This window comes from Jidongwangia harbinensis (assembly GCF_020216025.1).
Lineage (GTDB): Bacteria > Actinomycetota > Actinomycetes > Mycobacteriales > Micromonosporaceae > Actinoplanes > Actinoplanes harbinensis.
In genome coordinates, this window is record NZ_JAIWNC010000038.1 from 1 (window position 1) to 21,267 (window position 21,267).

Annotated in this window: 21 protein-coding genes; 10 read left to right on the forward strand and 11 right to left on the reverse strand. The window is 72.6% G+C overall.

The genetic code is table 11. The features are described 5' to 3' along the window. The first annotated feature begins 715 nt into the window (after positions 1–715). The 7 genes from LDL48_RS34075 to LDL48_RS34105 are packed head-to-tail and all read left to right on the forward strand — an operon-like array spanning position 716 to position 6,179. Positions 716–2,449: a PHP domain-containing protein gene (locus tag LDL48_RS34075; protein ID WP_225259257.1), complete on the forward strand. Its 1,734-nt coding sequence runs from the start codon at positions 716–718 to the stop codon at positions 2,447–2,449. Beyond that, positions 2,446–2,847 carry a hypothetical protein gene (locus tag LDL48_RS34080; RefSeq protein ID WP_225259258.1) on the forward strand — a complete coding sequence of 134 codons (402 nt, stop codon included), beginning with the start codon at positions 2,446–2,448 and terminating at the stop codon, positions 2,845–2,847. Before LDL48_RS34075 ends, LDL48_RS34080 begins: the two co-directional genes overlap by 4 nt. Before the next feature lie 34 nt (positions 2,848–2,881). Then, entirely contained in the window at positions 2,882–3,175 is a 294-nt protein-coding gene (locus tag LDL48_RS34085) for an MTH1187 family thiamine-binding protein (RefSeq protein WP_225259259.1), read from the forward strand. Further along, positions 3,172–3,864, forward strand: a complete 693-nt coding sequence (locus LDL48_RS34090; protein WP_225259260.1) for an HAD family hydrolase — start codon at positions 3,172–3,174, stop codon at positions 3,862–3,864. Before LDL48_RS34085 ends, LDL48_RS34090 begins: the two co-directional genes overlap by 4 nt. Positions 3,865–3,871: 7 nt before the next feature. Continuing rightward, the gene (locus LDL48_RS34095; RefSeq protein ID WP_225259261.1) at positions 3,872–5,044 is read left to right on the forward strand and encodes a tetratricopeptide repeat protein; all 1,173 of its coding nucleotides are present in this window, start codon (positions 3,872–3,874) and stop codon (positions 5,042–5,044) included. 57 nt (positions 5,045–5,101) lie between these two features. After that, complete coding sequence (locus LDL48_RS34100; RefSeq protein ID WP_225259262.1) at positions 5,102–5,743, forward strand: class I SAM-dependent methyltransferase; 642 nt, start codon at positions 5,102–5,104, stop codon at positions 5,741–5,743. Between the two features lie 4 nt (positions 5,744–5,747). After that, positions 5,748–6,179, forward strand: coding sequence for a GNAT family N-acetyltransferase (locus LDL48_RS34105; protein WP_225259263.1), 432 nt, complete (start codon positions 5,748–5,750; stop codon positions 6,177–6,179). 235 nt (positions 6,180–6,414) lie between these two features. On the opposite strand, the gene LDL48_RS34110 is transcribed toward LDL48_RS34105, so the two are convergent. Both LDL48_RS34110 and recO read right to left on the reverse strand, forming a co-directional pair. Continuing rightward, complete coding sequence (locus LDL48_RS34110; protein WP_372472253.1) at positions 6,415–7,200, reverse strand: isoprenyl transferase; 786 nt, start codon at positions 7,198–7,200, stop codon at positions 6,415–6,417. Continuing rightward, positions 7,197–7,970: a DNA repair protein RecO gene (gene recO / locus LDL48_RS34115; RefSeq protein ID WP_225259265.1), complete on the reverse strand. Its 774-nt coding sequence runs from the start codon at positions 7,968–7,970 to the stop codon at positions 7,197–7,199. Before recO ends, LDL48_RS34110 begins: the two co-directional genes overlap by 4 nt. A 117-nt stretch (positions 7,971–8,087) precedes the next feature. Between recO and LDL48_RS34120 the strand changes: the two genes are divergently transcribed. Beyond that, complete coding sequence (locus LDL48_RS34120; RefSeq protein ID WP_225259266.1) at positions 8,088–8,885, forward strand: DUF4097 family beta strand repeat-containing protein; 798 nt, start codon at positions 8,088–8,090, stop codon at positions 8,883–8,885. Positions 8,886–8,978: 93 nt separating this feature from the next. Here LDL48_RS34120 and LDL48_RS34125 read toward each other — a convergent pair whose 3' ends face one another. From LDL48_RS34125 to LDL48_RS34165, 9 genes are all read right to left on the reverse strand, one after another. Next, a complete protein-coding gene (locus LDL48_RS34125; RefSeq protein WP_308016527.1) occupies positions 8,979–10,154 on the reverse strand; it encodes an MFS transporter in 1,176 nt (391 codons plus the stop codon). Continuing rightward, entirely contained in the window at positions 10,096–11,226 is a 1,131-nt protein-coding gene (locus tag LDL48_RS34130) for an acyltransferase family protein (RefSeq protein ID WP_225259267.1), read from the reverse strand. The genes LDL48_RS34125 and LDL48_RS34130 overlap by 59 nt, the downstream gene beginning before the upstream one ends. Positions 11,227–11,291: 65 nt before the next feature. Further along, positions 11,292–12,194, reverse strand: coding sequence for a GTPase Era (gene era, locus LDL48_RS34135; RefSeq protein ID WP_225259268.1), 903 nt, complete (start codon positions 12,192–12,194; stop codon positions 11,292–11,294). Positions 12,195–12,679: 485 nt separating this feature from the next. After that, positions 12,680–13,063 carry a cytidine deaminase-like protein gene (locus LDL48_RS34140; RefSeq protein WP_225259269.1) on the reverse strand — a complete coding sequence of 128 codons (384 nt, stop codon included), beginning with the start codon at positions 13,061–13,063 and terminating at the stop codon, positions 12,680–12,682. Further along, positions 13,056–14,420, reverse strand: a complete 1,365-nt coding sequence (locus LDL48_RS34145; protein WP_225259270.1) for a hemolysin family protein — start codon at positions 14,418–14,420, stop codon at positions 13,056–13,058. Before LDL48_RS34145 ends, LDL48_RS34140 begins: the two co-directional genes overlap by 8 nt. A gap of 4 nt (positions 14,421–14,424) precedes the next feature. After that, positions 14,425–14,895, reverse strand: a complete 471-nt coding sequence (gene ybeY, locus LDL48_RS34150; protein WP_225259271.1) for an rRNA maturation RNase YbeY — start codon at positions 14,893–14,895, stop codon at positions 14,425–14,427. 23 nt (positions 14,896–14,918) lie between these two features. Further along, a complete protein-coding gene (locus LDL48_RS34155; protein ID WP_372472254.1) occupies positions 14,919–16,007 on the reverse strand; it encodes a PhoH family protein in 1,089 nt (362 codons plus the stop codon). A gap of 133 nt (positions 16,008–16,140) precedes the next feature. Continuing rightward, positions 16,141–17,526: a serine hydrolase domain-containing protein gene (locus LDL48_RS34160; RefSeq protein ID WP_225259272.1), complete on the reverse strand. Its 1,386-nt coding sequence runs from the start codon at positions 17,524–17,526 to the stop codon at positions 16,141–16,143. Beyond that, entirely contained in the window at positions 17,523–17,906 is a 384-nt protein-coding gene (locus tag LDL48_RS34165; protein ID WP_225259273.1) for an HIT domain-containing protein, read from the reverse strand. Before LDL48_RS34165 ends, LDL48_RS34160 begins: the two co-directional genes overlap by 4 nt. Between LDL48_RS34165 and LDL48_RS34170 the strand changes: the two genes are divergently transcribed. Together LDL48_RS34170 and LDL48_RS34175 are read left to right on the forward strand one after the other, a co-directional pair. Continuing rightward, the gene (locus LDL48_RS34170) at positions 17,900–18,658 is read left to right on the forward strand and encodes an SDR family NAD(P)-dependent oxidoreductase (protein WP_225259274.1); all 759 of its coding nucleotides are present in this window, start codon (positions 17,900–17,902) and stop codon (positions 18,656–18,658) included. The genes LDL48_RS34165 and LDL48_RS34170 overlap by 7 nt on opposite strands. A 187-nt stretch (positions 18,659–18,845) precedes the next feature. Then, entirely contained in the window at positions 18,846–21,242 is a 2,397-nt protein-coding gene (locus LDL48_RS34175) for a beta-glucosidase family protein (RefSeq protein WP_225259275.1), read from the forward strand. The last annotated feature ends 25 nt before the right edge of the window (positions 21,243–21,267 follow it).

The window sequence follows — 21,267 nt, forward strand, 5'->3', positions numbered from 1 at the left end:
GGTGCAGTGGCGCGGCGTGGCGGGGCGCGGCGCGGTGCAGTGGCGCGGCGTGGCGGGGCGCGGTGCAGTGGCGCGGCGCGGCGCGGCGTGGCGCGGCGCGGTGCAGTGGCGCGGCGCGGTGCAGTGGCGTGGCGCGGTGGCGTGGCGTGGCGCGGTGGCGGCGGTGCGGTGCGGCGTGCGGCGTGCGGCGTGCGGCGTGCGGCGATCTTGGAGTTGTGGTGGCGACATAAGGGGCATCACACCGACGAATCGGGCACCACAAGTCCAAGGTCAACGGGAACGCAGGCGCTGAACGAGATGGAGCGGGGCGCGGGCGGGGTGCGTGCCGGCGTGGCGGAGGGGTGACGTCCGTGTGGCGACGCGGCGCGCTCCGCACCCGAAGTCCCCACACGCCACCCATCGCCCAGCCACGTGTGGAACCACGCCACCCACCACACCCAAAACCCCCACACACCACCCACCACCCAGCCACGTGCAGAACCACGCCACCCACCACACCCAAAACCCCCACACCACCCAGCCACGGCACCCACCGCACCGGAAGTCGCCACAGAGCAGGGGTCGCGACTGGAGACCACCCCGCCCGGTACAAGGTCAGACCCGGGGACGGCGGAAAGACCGGTACCACGTGGACGGCCGTGACGTGTTCGTCCGGCCGCCATTCGAAGGCCATCCGCCGTTGAGGACTCGCCGTGAGATTGATGCCGTTCCTTGCATGTCGATCTCTGGAGACGTTGAGATGGGTCACGGTCATCACCCGCACGAGCACGAGCACCAGCACGACGCTTCGGACGTACCCCCGGCTCTGGATCTGAGCGTGCCGGACGATGAGCTGTCGCCCGCCGACGTCTCCCGGCGGGGTTTCCTGCGTGGCGCCGGTCTGCTCGGGGCCGGCGCGGCCGCGTCGGTGCTCGCCGCGCCGTCGGTGGCCGCCGCGGCCGGGTTGCCGCACGCGCACGGGCCGGCCGGCGGGGGCAGCGAGAAGGGCGGCTTCCGGTGGCTCGCGGGTGATCATCACATTCACACCCAGTACAGCTCGGACGGTCAGTACCGGGTGATCGACCAGGCGCAGCAAGGGCAGGCGTTCGGGCTGGACTGGCTGGTCATCACGGATCATGGCAGCAACGCGCACGCGAAGATCGGGGTGGAGAAGGTCAACCCGGACATCGTGGCCACCCGCAAGGAACTGCCGGGGCTGCTGACCTTCCAGGGTCTGGAGTGGAACATCCCGGCGGCCGAGCATGCCACCGTGTTCGTGCATCCGGGACGGCACGAGGTCGAGGTGCTGAAGAAGTTCGAGCAGGCGTACGACGGGACGCAACTGCCGGCGAGCAACACCGAGGCACAGAACGAGGCGGCCGCGATCGCCGGCATCAAGTTTCTCGGGGAGCAGGTCCGGGCCCGCAAGGTGGAGGGCGCGCTGTTCCTGGCGAACCACCCGGGGCGCCGTGGCGTCGACTCGCCGCACGAGTTGCGCAACTGGCGGGACGCCGACCCGACGGTGGCGATCGGCATGGAGGGCGCGCCCGGGCACCAGGCGGCCGGCATCCCGGCGCCGCACGGGCGGGGCGGGACCCGCGGCTACTACGACAACAACCCGTCGGCCGCGTCGTTCGCCGGCTATCCGCTGGAGACGTACCGGACCTGGGGTGGCTTCGACTGGATGACCGCCACCGTCGGCGGGTTGTGGGACAGTCTGCTGGCCGAGGGCAAGGCGTGGTGGATCACCGTGAACTCGGACAGCCACGTCAACTATCTGGACACCTCCGAGCGGGGCCCGGGCGGCGCCTTCGACGTGGACGGCCGGTATCCGGACCCGGTGCACGCCGGGCGGCCCAACACCAGCGCGGGCGACTTCTGGCCGGGCTTCTACGGGCGCACCAACGTGGGCGCGCGCAACGCCACCTACAAGGCCGTGATGGACGGCCTGCGGGACGGCCGGGTCTGGGTGGACCACGGCCGGCTGATCAAAAACCTGGATGCCCGGGTACGGGTGGCCGGCGACCACCGGGCGGCCACGGGTACGCCGCTCGGCGGGGTACTGCGGGTCAAGCGCGGCGTGCCGACCGAACTGACCCTCGAGATCGATCTGCAGGACCGGCCGAACTGGGCGCAGTTCGTGCCGGTGCTCCGCCGCGTCGACGTGATCGTCGGCACGGTCACCGGCCCGGTCGCCGACAAAGACGCCTTCACCGCGCCGGACACTCGCGTCGTGCAGTCGTACGAGGTGTCGGCCGGCGCCCGGCGGCTGTCCGTCCGGTATCCGCTGGGCCGCCTGGACAAGCCGTTCTACCTGCGGCTGCGGGGCACCGACGGCAAGCGCACCCAGCCCGGCCTGATGGGTGCGGCGACCGACCCGTACGGCCCGAAGCTGGACGTGCTCGGCGACGCGGACCCGTGGGGCGACCTGTGGTTCTACACCAACCCGATCTGGGTGCTGCCGCGGTGACGGAGTCGTCGCACCCGGACCTGGCCGCGGCCGAGCATTGGATCGCGACGCTGGATCCGGCTCCGCCGCTGGCCTGCACGCATCTGGTCCGCACGCCGCGGCCGCACGTGGTGGTCACCCTGGACGCCACCACGGGCGGCCGGGCGGTCCGCTTCCCCGGCGTGGAGCACCTGGTCGGCACGCTCACCGTCGCGGACGTGCTGGCGCGTACCGCGATCGACCGGGTGGAGGTGCTGGGTGGCGGGGCGGCCGGGCCGGAGACGTTGCTGGACACCGACGACCACGTCCGTCCGGTGTGGCGCGACGGCGACCTGGTGCTGACCACGACGCCGGCCGCCGGCGGGCGCCTGATGCCGTTCGAACGGCGGCACCCGACGCCGTGCTGCGCCGCCCACTGAGCGTCGTGGTCCGGGGCCCTGGCAGGGTGGAGGGATGCTGGTTGCGTTCTCTGTGACCCCGCTGGGCGGGGGCGAATCCGTGGGCGACCTGGTCGCCGAGGCGGTGCGCGTGGTCCGGGCCTCCGGCCTGCCGAACCGCACCGACGCCATGTTCACCACGATCGAGGGTGAGTGGGACGAGGTGATGGCGGTCGTCAAACAGGCCGTGGACGTGGTGGCGGCCGGCGCGCCGCGGGTCAGCCTGTCCCTCAAGGCGGACGTCCGGCCCGGCGTGACGGGCGCGCTCACCAGCAAGGTCGAGCACATCGAGCGCCGGTTGGCCGAGTGAGCGCGCCACGTCGGCTGGTCATGTGGGACATCGACCGCACGCTGCTGTACGGCGGCGGGGTCGCAGCCCGCGCGTGGCAGGCGGCGTTCGTCGAGCTGACCGGGGTGGCCTGGCGGGAGACACCGGCGTTCGGCGGGCGTACCGACGCGGACATCTGCGCCGAGGTGTTCGCCACGCACGGCGTCACCGACTGCACGCCGGAACGGTTCTTCGCCCGGTACGTCGAGCTGGTGCACGCCGACCGGCACCTCTTCGCCGAGCAGGGCGCGCTGCTGCCCGGCGTCCGCGAGGTGCTGGACCGGCTCGGCGCCGACCGGACCGTGGTGCAGACGCTGGTCACCGGCAACGTGCCGGAGGTGGCCGCGGCCAAGGTGGCCGCGTTCGGCCTGAGCGGCGCGTTCGACGCCGAGGTGGGTGGCTACGGTACGGACGACCGGGTACGCGCCACGCTGGTGCGCCGCAGCCGGGAGCGGGCCGAGGCGAAGTACGGCGGGCCGCTGGCCGTGGTGGTCGTCGGCGACACCGAGCACGACGTGACCGCGGCGCTGGCCAACGGCGCCTTCGCGGTCGGCGTGGCCACCGGCAACACCAGCGCGGCGACCCTGGCCGAGGCGGGCGCGGACGTCGTACTCCCGGATTTGTCCGATGTGGAAGCCGTGGTGCGCGTCCTGGGCGGGTCACCGCCATAATCGACCGATGCCCTTCGCCGCCCCCGCCCCGCCCCCGGACGACGACCTCGGACAGCTCGCCGACCTGATCGTCACCTGGTCCGGTCTCGTGCTGGCCGGGTTCGCGCTGCTGATGTCCGTGCTCACCATCCTGTTCGTGGCGGCCGGCTTCGTCGGCATCCGGGAACTGCGCTCGATCCGGGAGACCGGCCAGCGTGCCCGCCGCGAGCTGGACGAGCAGAAGCGGGTGGCCGGCGAGATCCTGGACGAGGGCAACCGGGCGGTGCAGGCCGCCGAGGCGCTGTCGGTGGAGGCGAACGAACTGCTCGACCGGGCCCGCACCGCGGCCGAGGTGACCGAGACGCAGTCCGAGTCGATCCGGCAGCTCAACGTGCGGCTGCAGACCCAGATCAGCGACCTGGACCAGCGGGTCAGCACCATCGTCGAGGTGTCGTACCTGTTCAACCAGGGCGAGGCGGCGTACCGCACCGGCCAGTACGAGAAGGCCATCGAGTTCCTCCAGCGGGCGCTGGAACTGGACCCGAAGAACACCCGGGTGCGGTACCGGCTGGGCCGCTCGCTGACCAACCTGGGCCGGGACGCCGAGGCCGCGCACGAGTTGCGGGCCGCGATCGACGGAGGGCTGCTGCGGGACCGCGGCGAGCGGGCGCTGGCGTACCTGTACCGCTACACCGACCCGAACGCCGCGCATCTGCACGCCGACCGGGCCACCGAGGCGGGCCCGGACCATGCCACCAACTGGAACTGCCTAGGCCTGCTGCGGCGGGACTCCGGTGACTTCGCCGGGTCCCGCGACGCGCACCTGCGGGCGTACGAGCTGGACCCGACGTTGATCACCACCCCGTTCTACCTGGCCCTGCTGGCCGCGCAGATGCAGGCGTTCCCGCAGGCCCGGGAACGCTCCACCGAGGCGATGAACCTGCTCGAGGAGGGCGAGCGCCGGGCGAAGATCAAGAACATCTGGGCGGCCGTGATCCGGTGGTCGGACACGGTGCTGCGGGGTTCCTACGACGACGCCGACCGGTACGCCGCCGAACTCACCGAGACCTGCCCGTCCGCGCGCCGCGCCCAGGAGATCTGCGACCACATGGAATTCCTGCTCCGGGCGCTCTCCCGGGAACAGCACCGGGAACGGTACGTCGGTACCATGGAGCGGATCTGGCTGACCGGGGCCAACTGAGAATCCGCCGACAACGAGGTCGGGTGACACGTGCGCCGTCCCTTACACAGACCGCAGATGTTCATGGACGTCATCCGGCTGCCGCACCGCACCGAAGACCTGGCGCCGCGGCAGATTCAGAAGGTCAACCGGCTCCGCCGCCCGCTGATCGACGACCGGGGCTCGCGGCAGCACGCCACCAACCGGCGGGTCAAGCGGGCCATGGCGGACGGCCTGGTCGCCGCCGGGGTGACCGGCGTCCTGGACTGGGGCTGCGGCTACCACCCGCTCCGGCCGTACCTTCCGCGTGACGTGGCCCTCGTCGGCGTCGACATCGACCCCGAGGTGGTCGCGGAGAACCGCAGGCTCGGCCTGGAGTGCTACGACCCGGAGGACGCCGCCCTGCAGTACGCCGACCGGCCACCGTCCGCGCTGGTCAGCGTGTTCGTCTTCCACTTCCGGCTGCCCACCGCGCACATCGCCGCGATGGCCGAACTGGTCGGCACGGACGGCTTCCTGCTGGCCAACGTGTACCGCCGCGACGAGCAGTCCCGCGGCCGGCTGGTGACCGCGTTCCGGGAGCGGGGCCTCCAGGTGACCCGGGAGAAGGACCCCACCGAAGCCGCCACCGGTCACGAGTTCTGGTTCCTGGCCCGTCCCCGGGTCACCGGCAACCTCGCCGACAAGGTGCTGCACACCGTGCTCCGCGGCATGGCGTGACCGGGTGGATCTCACCGAGGTCACCGTGGAGGCGACCTTCGGGCTGCGGTCCGGGGTGCTGGGCTGGGCGGAGCCGGCCACCCGGATAGACGACGGGACCGCGTCCCACCTCGCCCTGGTGGACGGGACCGCGGTGATCGCGGTGGTGTCGCATGCCAGGTGGCCGTGTCCGGACGCGCCGGAACAGCCGGCCCGGTACTTCTGGGCGATGGCGGTGGACGGCGCCCACCGCGGCCGGGGAGCCGGCCGCCGGCTGCTCGCCGCGGTCGCCGATCGGGCGCGCTCGGCGGGCGAGTCGATCCTGTGGGCGGACGCCCGCGCATCGGCCGTCGGCTTCTACGTCGCGTGCGGCGCCCGGGTGGTCGGCCCGCCCTACGTCGACGAGGTGACCGGCCTGACCGACCGGCGCGTGCTGCTCCCGGTCGACGGCGGCTAGATCTCGGAACGCCGCGATCTGATTTGTTCCGCTTCGTGCCGGTGTCGCGCCGTTCGGTACCGGTTAGATCTTGGAGGCTGGGGCAGATCTTGGAGAGGAAACGCCCCTCCGGGGGGGGCGGTGCGGCTCCAAGATTCGTGCGAGCCTCCAAGATCTCGCCGGAATAAGGCCGCATACCGGGCAAAGCCGCCCGCCGAGAAGGGCCGGGAGCCGACGCCCCCTGGGAACTGGTCGGCTAGCCGGCCGGGGCGACCGGGTTGGGCACGGCGCCGCCGAAACGGCGGTCCCGGCTCGCGTACAGCTCGCACGCATACCACAGGTGGCGGCGGTCGAAGTCGGGCCAGAGCGTGTCCAGGAAGACCAGCTCCGCGTACGCCGCCTGCCAGAGCAGGAAGTTCGACGTGCGCTGCTCGCCGGACGGGCGCAGGAACAGGTCCACCTCCGGCACCTCGGGGTGGTAGAGGTACTTCGCGATGGTCTTCTCGTTGATCTTGTCGGGCTTGAGGCGGCCGGCCGCCACCTCCCGGGCGATCGCGGCGGTCGCGTCGGCGATCTCGGCCTGGCCGCCGTAGTTGACGCAGAACTGCAGCGTCAGCGTGGAGTTGCCGCGGGACATCTCCTCGGCCGTCTGCAACTCCGAGATCACGCTCTTCCACAGCCGGCCGGCCCGCCCGGACCACACCACCCGCACGCCCAGCTCGACCAGCTGGTCCCGGCGCCGGCGGATCACGTCCCGGTTGAAGCCCATCAGGAAGCGCACCTCCTCGGGCGAGCGTTTCCAGTTCTCGGTGGAGAACGCGTACGCCGAGAGGTACGGGATGCCCAGCTCGATCGCGCCCTCGATGGTGTCGAACAGCGAGAACTCGCCCTGCTCGTGGCCCTTGGTGCGGGACAGGCCGCGCTCCTTGGCCCAGCGCCCGTTGCCGTCCATCACGAGCGCCACGTGTTTCGGCAGCGCCTCCCGCGGGATCACCGGGGGTGTCACACCGGAGATGTGGGGGGCGGGCGGTCGGGGTGTCACGGATTCTCCCGTCGGTCGACCAGTGGCAGCGAGCGCAGTGCCCGCTCCATGTGCCATTGCAGGTGTGCGGCGACCAGCCCGCTGCACTCGCGGCGGACCGGGCTCTCGGCCGCGTCGGCGACCTGCCAGTCGCCGACGGTCAACGCGGTCATCAGACCCAGCGTGGCCGGCGCCGGGTGGGCCGCGCCGGGTGGGCGGCAGTCCGGGCAGACCGAACCCCCGGCGGGTACGGAAAAAGCGCCGTGCTGCCCCGGCGTGCCGCACACCGCGCACGCGGCCAGTGCCGGCGCCCAGCCGGCCACCGACATGCCCCGCAGCAGGTAGGCGTCGAGCACCAGGCTGCCGGCGTGTTCCCGGGCGGCGAGCGCCTTGAGCGCGCCGAGCGTGAGCTGGAACAGGCGCAGGGCCGGCTCGCGCTCGACCGGGGTGAGCCGCTCGGCGGTCTCGGCGATCGCGCTGGCCGCGGTGTAGCGCGGGTAGTCGTCGAGGAACTCCTTGCCGTACAGCGCGACCGCCTCGACCTGGCTCACCGAGTGCAGCGAGCTGCCCACACCCTCGGGCGAGCCGGCGAGCTGCAGGTCGATGTGGCCGAACGGCTCCAGCCGGGCGCCGAACCGGGACATCGTGCGGCGGACCCCCCGGGCGACCGCCCGCAGCCGGCCGTGCCGGCGGGTCAGCAGCGTGATGATCCGGTCGCTCTCGCCCAGTTTCTGCACGCGCAGCACCACCGCGTCGTCGCGGTAGAGCTGGCGGCGGTATCCGGCGGGCACCGGGCCATTCTGCCCTGCGGGTACGACAAACCCTGAGGCATCTCAGGGTGTTTTCCGGGACGCCTGGGTGACAGGACCGATGGCGCCGGTGTGCACCCCCGCCATAGCGTTCTCGGCATGACCACGAACCTGACCCGGCGCACCGGCGCTCTCGCTGTCCTCGCCACGGCCGCCGCGACCGTGCTGGCCGGCTGCGACAACGGCGTGGGCGCGCGGCTGACGTTCCACGACACCGAGAAGGTCAAGGTCAGCGAGATCGTGATGGCCGGGGGCAGCGGCGACGTGGCGGTCAAGACCGCGGCGATCACCGAGACCCGGATCACCCGGGTGGTGCACCGGCGGTCCGACCCGGAGCCCTCGTACCGGCTCGAGGGCACGGTGCTGCACATCGACACGGACTGCGGGCGGAACTGCACCGCGTCGTACCAGATCGAGGCGCCGGCCGGGGTCAAGGTGCGCGGCGAGCTGCGCTCCGGCGACGTGGCCCTGGCCGACGTGGGTGCCGCCGACCTCAAGGTGACCAGCGGCAACATCGCCGTGGCCGGGTCCACCGGCGCGGTCCAGGTGAAGACCACGTCCGGCGACATCGTGGTGCACAACGCCCGGGCCGGCGCGACGCTGAACGCCACCTCCGGCGACCTGCGGGTGATGAACGCGAACGGCGGCCCGGTCAACGCCCGCACCACCTCGGGCGACGTCGAGGTGCGGATCACCGAGGCGGCATCGGTGACGGCACACACCACCAGCGGCGACGTCGAGGTGCTGGTGCCGTCCGGCGCGTACCAGGTGCGGACGAACACCAACTCGGGTGACGCCGAGGTGGCCGGCGTGGTGCGTGACCCGGCGTCCAAGAACGTGCTCGACATCAAGACCAGCAGCGGCGACGCCACCGTGGCGGGGCTGCCCGCGCCCTGACCGGCGCCGGGCCGCTCAGGCCACAGTCGGCGCCGGGCCGGTCCGGCCACGGCCGGTGCAGGGCCGTTCAGACCACGGTCGGCGCCGGTCCGCTCAGGCCACAGTCGGCGCCGGCTCGTCCACCCGGGTGTCGGCCGGAGCCCGCTCCCGCCGGGACAGCCAGACGAACGGCAGCGCCAGCGCGGCCAGGGCGGCGGAGAACGCGAACGACGCCGGGTAGCCCCAGACGTCCGCGGCCCGGCCCAGCGCCGGCTGCGCCACCACCCCGCCGGACGACGACATCAGCGAGTCGAACGACAGGATGGTGGCACGCTGCCGGGACGGGATCATGCCGTTCAGGTACGCCTGCCGCACCGGCATCGCCGCCGCGCCGACCAGGCCCCACACCGCGATCAGCCCGAGCACCACCCAGAAGTTGTCGATCAGCGCGATCAGCAGCACGGCCAGCGCCCCGGCGCCGATCATGACCAGCAGCATGTCGGTGCGGCGGCGGAACAGCGTCCGCACCCTCGGGGTGAGCAGGCCGCCGAGGATCTGCGCGGCGGCCAGCAGCGCCGCGGCCAGGCCGGCCACCGCGTACGCCGTGTCGTCGCCCCACAGGTCGAGCAGGTGCGGCTGCAGCGCGTACCCGACGTAGATCCCCACGCTGCCGGTGAACGGTGCGGCCAGCATCAGCCAGCGCACCGAGCGGACCTTGAGGCCGTGCTCCACGGACTGCCCGACGATGTGCCGCATCTCCCGCACCGGGCCGCGGCCGCGGTCCGGGGTGAACCCCAGGTCGTGCATGAGCAGCGCGGCCACCCCGAAGATGACCACCAGGATGCCCGCCCGCATCAGGTAGGGCGCGGCCAGCCCGGCGACCTGCGCCAGGAATCCGCCGCCGCCCGCGCCCACCAGCATGCCCACCCCCATGAACACCTGGGCCCGGGCGAACACCGCGTCCAGCGGGCCGTCGTCGCCGGTGGCGTGCAGCGCGTCCACCAGCCAGGCCTCGGTCGCGCCGGAGAAGAACGTGAAGCCCAGGCCGATCAGGACGCTGGACACCGCCCATGCCCAGAACGGGCCGTCGACGTGCCACAGCCACAGGTAGAGCGCGGTGGACGCGGCCAGCGTCGCGGTGCCGAGCAGGTAGGACGCGCGGCGGCCCCAGGTGTCCGCCACGATGCCGGTGGGCACCTCGAACAGCACCATGCCGGCGGTGAAGAACGCGTTAGCCGCGAACGCCTCGAAGTTGGTCAGCCCGGCGTCCAGCAGGAAGATCGTGTTCACGCCCCAGATCAGGGACGCGGCAAGTGTGCTGCCGAACCCGAGGACGTAGTACGTGCGGCGTACCTGGGTGGGGGTGATCCTCATGGGGACCATCCTTGCGCGCGGGTCCGACAGTTCGCGGGACCAGCGTGGGCCGGCGGCCCGCGGCCAGGTCCTCGACCCAGCCGGCCAGCAGCACCACCACGGCCAGCAACGCCACCACCGCGGCCAGGCGCCAGCCGATGCCGAGCGCCCCGCGCACCGGCCAGCCGGCGTCCTCCCCGGCGTAGGTGACCGCCACGATGATCGGCACGTGCCACAGGTACACGGTCAGCGCGCGCGAGTTGAGCACCGTCACCGCCCGGTGCGGACGTACCGCCGGGGCGAACCGCAGCAGCACCAGGATGAACGCGGCCGACCAGAGCGCGTTGCCGAGCGGGATGTCGTTGAGGTCGTACCCGCGCGGCCCGGGATGGGTGACGATCCACCCGGCCGCCGCCACGGCCAGCGCGCCGGCCACCCAGAGCAGGCGGCGCGGCCGCAGCAGCCCGTCGTGGTGGGCGAAGCCGAGCAGCCAGGCGCCGCCGTACAGGGCCAGGTCGCGGACGATGCCGTGCGGTGTCACGCCGGTCGCGGCGAACAGGGCCAGCGCGGCGTACGGCGTCGCCACGACCGGCAGCGGGAACCGCCTGAACAGTGGCAGCAGCAGCGGCGAGAGCAGCACGAACCAGAGCAGGTCACGCAGGTACCAGGTGGCGCTGAGCGCGGTGGTCCAGTCACCCGCGGCGGGCGGATCGACCAGCGGAAAGAACCAGAACAGCACCTGCCAGTCCCAGGCCATCCCGCCGATCAGCATGGCGGGCACGGCGACCGCGGACAGCACCCACACCGAGGGCAGCAGACGGTGCAGCCGGCGTTCCACCGCAATCGGCCCGGACCGGTCCAGCGAGGCCGCCATCATCGAGCCGGCCAGCGCGAACATCACCGCCATGGCCGGGAACGCGATGGTCAGCACGGACCAGCCGGTGAGGTGGTAGACGACCACCCGCACGACCGCCACGGCACGAAGCAGATCCAAGTAGCGGTTGCGCATGTTTCGATGAGTACCGAAACGCCGCAACCACCCGCAAACCAGCGTGAGTTATCCCATAAGGGGTTTCAGAAGCCGAGTTTGCGAAGCTGCCGCGGATCCCGCTGCCACTCCTTCGCCACCCGCACGTGCAGGTCCAGGTAGACCCGGGTATCGAGCAACGCCTCGATCTCCGCACGGGCCTTGATGCCGACGTCACGCAGCCGCTCGCCGCGGGTCCCGATCACGATCGACTTCTGGCTGGAGCGTTCCACGTACAGGTCCGCATAGATCTTGGTCAGGCCGCCCTCGACCTGCATCTCCTCGACCAGCACCGCGATCGAGTGCGGCAGTTCGTCCCGCACCCCCTCCAGCGCCGCCTCGCGGATCAGCTCGGCGATCAGCACCTGCTCCGGCTCGTCGGTGAGCATGTCGTCCGGATACAGCTGCGGCGACTCCGGCAGATGCTTCGCGATCACGTCCACCAGCGTGTCCACCTGATGCCCGGAGACCGCGCTGACCGGCACGATGTCCGCGAAGTCGTACAGTTCGCTCACCGCCAGCAGACGGGCCGCCAGCGTCGCCGGGTCGACCAGGTCCACCTTGGTCACCACCGCGATCACGGTGGCCTTGAGCTGCGCCATCTCCGCCGAGATGAACCGGTCACCGGCGCCGACCGGCTCGTTCGCCGGGAAGCAGATGCCGATCACGTCGACCTCGCTCCACACCTCCCGCACCAGGTCGTTGAGGCGCTCGCCGAGCAGCGTCCGGGGCCGGTGCAGACCTGGCGTGTCGACCAGCACCAGCTGCGAATTCTCCCGGTGCAGGATGGCCCGGATGATGTGCCGGGTGGTCTGCGGCTTGCTGGAGGTGATCGCGATCTTCTGGCCGATGATCGCGTTCGTCAGCGTCGACTTGCCGGCGTTGGGCCGGCCCACGAAACAGGCGAACCCCGCGCGGTAGGCGTCGTCACCGCCCGCTGCCGCGGCCACCGCGGTGTGCCGGTGGGTCTTTCCGGGGGTACGGGCGTTCCCCGCCCCGCCGGAAGCACCGGGTCCACGGCTCCGCGCGGCACCGGCCACCCCACCACGCCCACGGTCCCGCCCGGCCACCTGCCCACCGGAGGCGTCGCCCCGCCCACGGTCCCGCCCAGCGGGCTGCCCGCCGGGCGTCCCACCGCGCCGGCCCGGCTCCGCGCCCCGCCCCGACTGCCGTGCTGTTCCACTGGAGCGCTCCACTGGAGCACCGGACCGCCTCGGTGGTACGCCGGTGCTGTTATCCGCCCCCCGAAACCGCGCTGGTGTACCGCTGGAGCGCTCCACTGGAACACCAGCGCCGGAACCGGCGCCGCGGCGGGCGGCGCGGCGCTCCTGGCGCCGCAGTTCGTTCCGCTCCCCCGCCGTCAGGCGGCGGCCCGTCGTCGGGTCGGTGGCCGGCGGCTCACCCTCGCCCCGCCCCTTCGCCCGCGATCCGTCCGTCATGCGGTGACCGTGCCGAGCAGCGTCCCGTCCGGCGCCGCCACGTGGATCGGCGCATCCGCCGCCAGGTCGCGCACCGCGGCATGCCCGGCGCCGTCCAGCGTGGACGCCTCGGTCACCACCCCGGCCGCCTCCAGCTTGGTCGCGCCGGCCGCCACCGCGGACGCCACCGCGAGCTGCAGCGCCGTCACGGACAGGCTGGGCAGTACCACGGTGGCCGCGGCGTAGGTGCGGCCGTCCTGGTCGCGGACCGCCGCCCCCTCGATCGCGCCCACCCGGGCGCGTGCGCTGCGTGCCAGGGTGACCAGCTTGGCGTCCTCGGCCGCGAGCGCGGCGTCCGCGGACGGCACGGCGGCGGGAGGGAACTCGGTCTGCTCAGGCATCGGCGGGTTGTCTTTCCTCGGTCTCGTCATGGTCGCGGTCGTCGGCGCCGGGTTCCGGCTCGACCCGGCGCACCAGCACCGAGTCGATCCGGTTGCGGCGGCCGGTGGTGCCTTCGGCGATCAGGTGCAGGCCGCCCACGTCCACGGTCGCGCCCGGGATCGGCACCCGGCCCAGCGTCTGCGCCAGCAGCCCGCCCACCGTCTCGACCTCGTCGGCGGGCAGTTCGACGCCGAAGATCTCGCCCAGGTCCTCGATCGGCAGCCGCGCGGTCACCCGCACCGCACCGTCGTCGAGGTGGTCCACCGGCGGGCGTTCGACGTCGTACTCGTCGGTGATCTCACCCACGATCTCCTCGAGGATGTCCTCGATGGTGACCAGGCCGGCGGTGCCGCCGTACTCGTCCACCACGATCACCAGGTGGGTGCGCGCCGCCTGCATCTCGGACAACAGGTCGTCGACCGGTTTCGACTCGGGCACGAACGTGGCCGAGCGCATCAGTTCGGCCACCGGCTCCGCGGTGGCCGCCGGGTCACCGCTCTGGGTACGCCGGACGACGTCCTTCAGATACAGCACGCCGAGCACGTCGTCGACGGACTCGCCGATCACCGGAATGCGGGAGAAGCCGGAGCGCAGGAACAGGTAGAGCGCCTGCTGCAGCGTCTTGGGGCTTTCGATCCACACCATTTCGGTACGGGGCACCATCACCTCGCGGGCGATCGTGTCGCCCAGGGCGAACACCGAATGGATCATCTCGCGTTCGCCGTGCTCCACCACGCCGCGCTGCTCCGCCAGGTCGACCAGTTCGCGCAGCTCGACCTGGCTGCCGAACGGGCCCTCCGGGAAGCCCTTGCCGGGCGTGACCGCGTTGCCGATCAGGATGAGCAGCGACGCCAGCGGGTTCAGCACCTTGCCGAGCCAGCGGACAAGCGGCGCGGTGGCCTTGCCGACCGCGTACGCGTGCTGCCGGCCGACCGTGCGCGGCGCCACACCCACCACCACGAAGCTGACCAGCGTCATCGCGCCGGCGGTGACCAGCGCGGCCCGCCAGCCGGCGCCGTACGTGTCGACCGCCACCAGCGCCACCAGCGTGGTCGCGGTCAGCTCGCAGACCAGGCGCAGCAGGAGCAGCAGGTTGAGGTGGCGCACCACGTCGCCGGCCACCGCGGCCAGTGCCGCCGCGCCGCGTTGTTCCTCGCGGGCCATCTCGGCGGCGCGGGCGGTCGACACGCTGCCGAGCGCGGCGTCGGTCATCGAGGCGAGCCCGGCCAGCACGACCAGGATCGCGGCGTAGACGAGAAGTTGCAGGTCGGGCAGGCCGCTCGGGGCGGCCGCCGCGAAGACTTCGGACGGATCCACGGTGTCAGCCGGCCTGCCGTCCGGCTCGCCAGCTCTGCAGGAGCCGGTTCTGCAGCGCGAACATCTCGCGCTCCTCCTCGGGTTCCGCGTGGTCGTAGCCCAGCAGGTGCAGCGTGCCGTGCACGGTCAGCAGGTGCAGTTCGTCGGCGGCGGTGTGCCCGGCGGCGACGGCCTGTTTCGCGGCCACCTCCGGGGACAGCACGATGTCGCCGAGCAGCGCCGGCTCACCGGTGCCCGCCTCGCCGGGACCGTGGTCGACGCTGCCCTCGTCCATCGGGAACGCGAGCACGTCGGTGGGGCCGTCGTTGCCCATCCACCGATGGTTGAGTTCGGCCATGTAGTCGATGTCGATGAGCAGGATCGACAGCTCGGCGAGCGGGTTGACCCCCATCTCGTCCAGCGCGTGCCGGGCTACCGCGAGGATCGCGTCGGTGTCGACCTCGACTCCCGACTCGTTGGCGATCTCGATGGACATAGTGGTGCGGGTACCCCTTGGGATCAGCGCCGGCGCCCGGACCGGCCGCTGCTGGCGGCCCGTCCGGGTACGGCGTGGACGGATTGAGCGGCCTGTTGGTCCTGCTCGGCGTCGTAGCGGGCGTAGGCGTCGACGATCTCGGCGACCAGCCGGTGCCGGACCACGTCGGAGCTCGACAGCTCCGCGAAGTGGACGTCCTCCACGCCGTTCAGGATCTCCCGCACGATGCGGAGGCCGCTGGTGGTGCCGCCGGGCAGGTCGACCTGGGTGACGTCGCCGGTGACCACGATCTTGGCGCCGAACCCGAGCCGGGTCAGGAACATCTTCATCTGCTCGGGCGTGGTGTTCTGCGCCTCGTCCAGAATGATGAATGCATCATTGAGCGTCCGGCCGCGCATGTAGGCCAGCGGGGCGACCTCGATCGTGCCGGCCTGCATCAGGCGCGGGATCGACTCCGGGTCGAGCATGTCGTGCAGCGCGTCGTACAGCGGGCGCAGGTAGGGGTCGATCTTCTCGTTCAGCGTGCCGGGCAGGAAGCCGAGCCGCTCGCCCGCCTCGACCGCCGGCCGGGTCAGGATGATCCGGTTGACCTGCTTGGCCTGCAGCGCCTGGACGGCCTTCGCCATCGCCAGGTAGGTCTTGCCGGTGCCGGCCGGGCCGATGCCGAACACGATGGTGTTCTCGTCGATCGCGTCGACGTAGCGCTTCTGGCCCAGGGTCTTGGGCCGGATGGTGCGCCCGCGCCGGGACAGGATGTTGAGCGTGAGCACCTCGGCGGGGCGTTCGGCGGTGTTCTGCTCGAGCATGTTGAGGGTGCGCCGGACCGCGTCGACGCTGAGCGTCTCGCCCTTCTCGATCAGCTCGATGAGTTCGGCGAAGAGCCGCTCGGCGGTGGCGTTGTCGGCGGGCGCGCCGGTCATGGTGATCTCGTTGCCGCGCACGTGCACGTCGCTGACGAGGGTGCGCTCGAGCAGGCGCAGGATTTCGTCCTTGGGGCCGAGCAGGTTCACCATGATCCGCGGCTCGGCGATCGAGATCCGGGACTGCACGTGTGCCGCGCCGGGCACGGCGGCGCCGGACGATGCGGCGCTGGATGGTTCGGTGCCGGTCATAGGGCGGCCCGCGGGCCTACGCCACCTGCTCTCTTTCTCGGCGCGCTCTCGAAATCCGGTCGGTTCCGCCGTCGGTCCGCGCGCGTCAGGACCGTCCTATGGTATCCGTTCGGTGCCGCCCCCGCCGAGGCCATTATCGCCGTTCGGAGGGCGAGACCGGCAGCCCGTCGAAGGTCTCCAGCATCCGGGTGAAACGGTACGTCGCCCAGTGCATCCGGGTGACCACGCCCTGCTCGTCACGGACCAGCCGGAGCAGCTCGCCGGCTTCCCGGCCGGCGACCGTGCGCAGCGTGTCGGGACGGTCCGGCAGCGGCCGGAACACCGCCGGCGGCCGGTCCGCGGGCGCGTCGACGGGCCGGGCCTGCAGCGCTCCGTCGTGCCAGGCGAACGCGAACGCGTACCCCTCGCTCCACCACTGCCCCAGCACCGAGCGGTACTCGGCCGGCGCGGGCGGCCTGGGCACCCAGGGCCGGATCTCCGGCGGGTCGAGTTCGACCGCGAGCTTGAGCAGCTCGTGGGTGAGGTCGTTGATGGTGGACGCGGTGCCGGAGGAGGCGAGCACCGCGCAGCCCAGCGCGCCGGGGTTGTCGTCGCCGCCGCGCCGGCCGTACACGCCGGCCAGGAAGCCGGGCATGGCGCCGTCGTGGCCGACGTGCACCACCCGCTTGCCGGCCGGCTCCAGGATCAGGCCGAGCCCGAAACCGGCGGCCCACATCTGCTCGTCGGTGGTGGTCACCGGCCAGCGCATCTCGTCCACGGTGTCGGCCGCGAGGACCGCGCCGTCCGGATCGATGATCTCCGGGTTGACCAGGAAAGCGGCCCAGCGGGCCATGTCGGCCGCGGTGCTCCACAGCTGGGCGGCCGGGCCGACGCCGCCGAGGTCGAGTTGCGGTTCCGGCCTGGCCGCGTCGGAGAACGGGTCGACCAGATAGCCGACCGCGGCGTCGGCGGTGGGATCGACCGTGGTGGCGGTCAGCCGGAGCGGGGTCAGGATGCGTTCGGTGAGCACCGACTCCCAGGGCTTGCCGCGCAGCTTGGCGACCAGCTGACCGAGTACCGCGACGCCGAGGTTGGAGTAGTGGAAGCGGCGGGCGTTGGGCAACACCCGCTCGGCCCGGTGCAGGTCGGCGAGCAGGGTGTCGGCGTCCGGGGCGAGCAGCGTGTCCCACACGTCGCCGTACGGTTCGCGCTGGAAGCCGGCGGTGTGCGACAACAGCCGGCGGACGGTCGCGTCGCCGTGGGCCGGCACGTCGAGGTGCGCCGAGATCGGATCGTCGAGGTGCAGCAGCCCGTCGTCGCGGGCCTGCAGGGTGAGCACGGCGGTGAAGGTCTTGGTGACCGAGCCGATCCGGAACCGGCTGTCCGCGTCCAGCGGGTGCGCCGGGTTGCCGGACGTCCCCACGGTGCAGGTCCACAGCTCACGGTCGGCGCGGTGCAGCGCCACCGAGAGCGCCGGCACCCGCCCGTCGGCCTGGGCCCGGCGGACGGCGCGCTCGTACCGCGCGGCCGGGGGGTTCACGACCGGGCCAGCATCGGTCCGAGGGGCGCACCACCGAGCACGTGCCCGTGGGCGTGGAAGACCTCCTGCCCCGCGTACCCCCCGTTGTTGAAGATCAGCCGGAAGCCGTCGCCGCGCAGCCCCTCGGCCTCGGCCACCGCGGCGGCCGCGGCCAGCACGTCGGCCGCGACGGCCGGGTCGGCGAGCGCGAGCGCGACCACGTCGGTGTGATGGTCCTTGGGGATGACCAGCACGTGCACCGGCGCCTTGGGGTCGATGTCGCGGAAGGCGAGTGTGGTGTCGGTCTCGTGTACGACCGTGGCCGGAATCTCACCGGCGACGATGCGACAGAACAGGCAGTCGTTATCCACGTCGGTGATCCTAGGCTCACTGCATGACATCACGTGGAGTGCTGGTGACCGGTTCGTCGCGGGGCGTGGGCCGGGCGGTCGCCGCCCGCTTCGCCGCCGGAGGCGACCGGGTGGCGGTGCATCACCGGGACTCGGCGGCGCTGGCCGAGCAGCTGGTGGCGAATCTGCCGGGTACCGGACACGTGGTGGTCCGGGCCGACCTGGCCGACCCGGAGGCGGTGCGGTCCATGGTCGACGAGGCCGCCGAACGCCTCGGCGGTCTCGACGTGCTGGTCAACAACGCCGGGGTGTTCGGCGCCGTGACCGGCGCACATCCGGTGTTCGACACGGATTTCGAGACCTGGCGGCAGCGGTGGCGGCACACGTTCGAGGTGAACCTGTTCGGCGCGGCGAACGCCGCCTGGGCGGCCGCCCGGCACATGCGCGAACGCGGCGGGCGGATCGTCAACGTGTCGTCGCGCGGCGCGTTCCGCGGCGAGCCGGAGCAGCCCGCGTACGGGGCCAGCAAGGCGGCGCTGAACGCGATGGGGCAGTCGCTGGCGGTGGCGCTGGCGCCGTACGGGATCGCGGTGGCGTCGGTGGCGCCCGGGTTCGTGGAGACCGACATGACCAACATGCACCTGAAGTCGGAGCGGGGCGCGGCGGTACGCGCGCAGAGCCCGTTCGGCCGGGTGGCCCGCCCGGACGAGGTGGCCGCCGCGGTGCACTGGCTGGCGTCTCCGGAAGCGGAGTGGGCGAGCGGCGCGGTCCTGGACCTGAACGGCGCCTCCTACCTCCGCTGAACCAGCACACCACCAGCGGAAATAGGAGTTAAGTAGGTCCTGCCGCCCGCTTTGTACCACCGCCGCCCCGGATGGGCGACCGGCGCACCGCCCGGACGGCCGCGGCGTGGGACGGGAAGTGGGCGCTGAACCGGAAAAGTGATCCCGGGTGACAAGATCAAGGCAACCGAGGAATGGGAGCGCTTTCGTGACCGAGTACCACGACGTGATCGACGATCTGCTGGCCGAGCTGGACCTGACCGAGAAGGTCTCGCTGCTGGCCGGGCAGGACTTCTGGTCACTGCCCGCGATCCCGCGGATCGGGCTGCGGTCGCTGATCATGTCGGACGGGCCGATCGGGGTACGCGGCACCGGTTGGGCGCCGGAGGACCCGTCGATCGCGCTGCCCAGCCCCACCGCGCTGGCCGCCGCGTGGGACCCGGCGCTGGCCGAGCGTGCCGGTCTGCTGCTCGGTCAGGAGTCCCGCCGCAAGGGCGTGCACCTGCTGCTCGGCCCGACCGTGAACCTGCACCGCACGCCGCTCGGCGGCCGGCACTTCGAGTGCTACTCGGAGGACCCGCTGCTGTCCGGCGAGATCGGCCTGGGCTGGGTGACCGGCGTGCAGGCGCACGGCGTCGGCACCACGGTCAAGCATCTGGTCGGCAACGACTTCGAGACCGACCGGATGACCGTGGACGTGCGGATCGGCGACCGGGCGCTGCGGGAGCTGTACCTGGCGCCGTTCGAGCGAATCGTGACGGCCGGCGCGTGGGGCGTGATGAGCGCGTACAACGCCGTCAACGGGCTGCCCATGGCGTCGCACGGGCCACTGCAGACCGGCGTGCTCAAGGACGAGTGGGGTTTCGACGGCTTCGTGGTCTCCGACTGGCGGGCCGCGCGGGAGACCGTCGGCTCGGCGCTGGGCGGCCTGGACATCGCGATGCCCGCGATGGAGAACCCGTGGGGCGACGCGCTGGTCGCCGCGGTCCGGTCCGGCGAGGTGCCGGAGGAGATCATCGACGACAAGGTACGCCGGGTGCTGCGCCTGGCCGCCCGGGTCGGCGTGCTCGACGGCGTCCCGCCCGCGGTGACCACGTTCCCGGCGCCGGTGGTCGGCGACACCGTCGCGTACGAGGTGGCGGTGCGCTCGTTCGTGCTGGCCACCAACACCGGGTCGGCCCTGCCGCTGGACCCGTCCGGGCTGAACCGGGTGGCGGTGATCGGTGCCCTGGCCACCGACGCCCGGGTGCTCGGCGGCGGCAGCGCCCAGGTCACCCCGCCGCACGTGGTGTCGCCGCTGGACGGCCTGCGGCGGGCCCTGCCGGGCGCCGACGTGGCGTACGCGATCGGCGCCGACCCGCGCCCCTTCCTGCCGCCGGCCCGTGGCCCGGAGTGGAGCGGCCTGACCGTGAGCCTGGACGGGGAGACCGACTACGGGTTCGGCGTGGACGCCGCCACCCTGCGGTGGATCGGCGACCTGCCCGGCGGCGTGGCCAAGGAGTCGGTGACCGGGCTGCGGATGCACGGCACGTTCACCCCGGCCACCGCGGGTGAGCACACGTTCGCGGTGTCCGGCTTCGGCACGTTCTCGCTGACCGTCGGCGGGACCGAGCTGTACGCCGGCTCGCTGCACCCGGCCGACACCGGGCGGGCCGAGCTGCTGCTGTCGCCGCGCGAGCACCGGGTCACCGCGACGCTCCCGGCCGGCCTACCGGTGGAGGTGGTCCTCACCCAGACCATCGTGCGCGGCATGGCGCACACGGTCTCCGCCACGCTGGGCCACCGCGCCCCCGGGCCGGACGCGGACGGGCTGATCGCCGAGGCGGTCGCGCTGGCCGCGGCGTCCGACGTGGCGGTGGTCGTGGTCGGCACCACCGAACAGGTCGAGTCCGAGGGCTTCGACCGCACCTCGCTGGCGCTGCCCGGCCGCCAGGACGAGCTGGTGGCGCGGGTGGCCGCGGCGAACCCCCGTACCGTCGTGGTGGTGAACGCCGGCTCGCCGGTCCTGCTGCCGTGGGCCGACGACGTGGCCGCGGTGCTGCTCACCTGGTTCCCCGGCCAGGAGGCCGGTGCGGCGCTCGCCGACGTCCTGCTCGGCACGGCCGAGCCGGGCGGGCGGCTGCCGACCACCTGGCCGCGCCGGGAGGAGGACTGCCCGGTCCTGGCGATCGACGTGCGCGACGACGCCCTGGAGTACGCCGAGGGCATCTTCATCGGCTACCGCGGCTGGCTGCGTTCCGGTGCCACCCCCCTGTTCGCGTTCGGGCACGGCCTCGGCTACACGTCCTGGTCATACGACTCGCTGCAGGTGGCCGACGGGTACGCCGAGGTGACCGTCACGAACACCGGGGCACGCACCGGCCGCGAGGTGGTCCAGGTCTACCTGAGCGCACCGGACGACACGGCGGACCGCCCGGTGCGGTGGCTGGCCGGGTTCGCGAACGTCGAGGCCCACCCGGGCGAGTCGGTGACCGTCCAGGTGCCGCTGCAGCAGCGCGCGTTCCAGGTCTGGGACGGCGGCTGGCGCACCGTGCCCGGCCGGTACCAGGTCGCCGCCGCGCACGCGGTCGACGATCTGCGGCTGACCACCGACCTCACAATGTGAGCTGACCTGCCGTTCCGCGTCGCGG

Coding starts and splice junctions, on each gene's coding strand:
- LDL48_RS34075 (WP_225259257.1), top strand. CDS start 716: ATGTCGATCTCTGGAGACGTTGAGATGGGTCACGGTCATCACCCGCAC.
- LDL48_RS34085 (WP_225259259.1), top strand. CDS start 2,882: ATGCTGGTTGCGTTCTCTGTGACCCCGCTGGGCGGGGGCGAATCCGTG.
- LDL48_RS34095 (WP_225259261.1), top strand. CDS start 3,872: ATGCCCTTCGCCGCCCCCGCCCCGCCCCCGGACGACGACCTCGGACAG.
- LDL48_RS34100 (WP_225259262.1), top strand. CDS start 5,102: ATGTTCATGGACGTCATCCGGCTGCCGCACCGCACCGAAGACCTGGCG.
- LDL48_RS34120 (WP_225259266.1), top strand. CDS start 8,088: ATGACCACGAACCTGACCCGGCGCACCGGCGCTCTCGCTGTCCTCGCC.
- LDL48_RS34130 (WP_225259267.1), bottom strand. CDS start 11,226: ATGCGCAACCGCTACTTGGATCTGCTTCGTGCCGTGGCGGTCGTGCGG.
- LDL48_RS34140 (WP_225259269.1), bottom strand. CDS start 13,063: ATGCCTGAGCAGACCGAGTTCCCTCCCGCCGCCGTGCCGTCCGCGGAC.
- ybeY (WP_225259271.1), bottom strand. CDS start 14,895: ATGTCCATCGAGATCGCCAACGAGTCGGGAGTCGAGGTCGACACCGAC.
- LDL48_RS34155 (WP_372472254.1), bottom strand. CDS start 16,007: ATGACCGGCACCGAACCATCCAGCGCCGCATCGTCCGGCGCCGCCGTG.
- LDL48_RS34170 (WP_225259274.1), top strand. CDS start 17,900: ATGACATCACGTGGAGTGCTGGTGACCGGTTCGTCGCGGGGCGTGGGC.
- LDL48_RS34165 (WP_225259273.1), bottom strand. CDS start 17,906: ATGTCATGCAGTGAGCCTAGGATCACCGACGTGGATAACGACTGCCTG.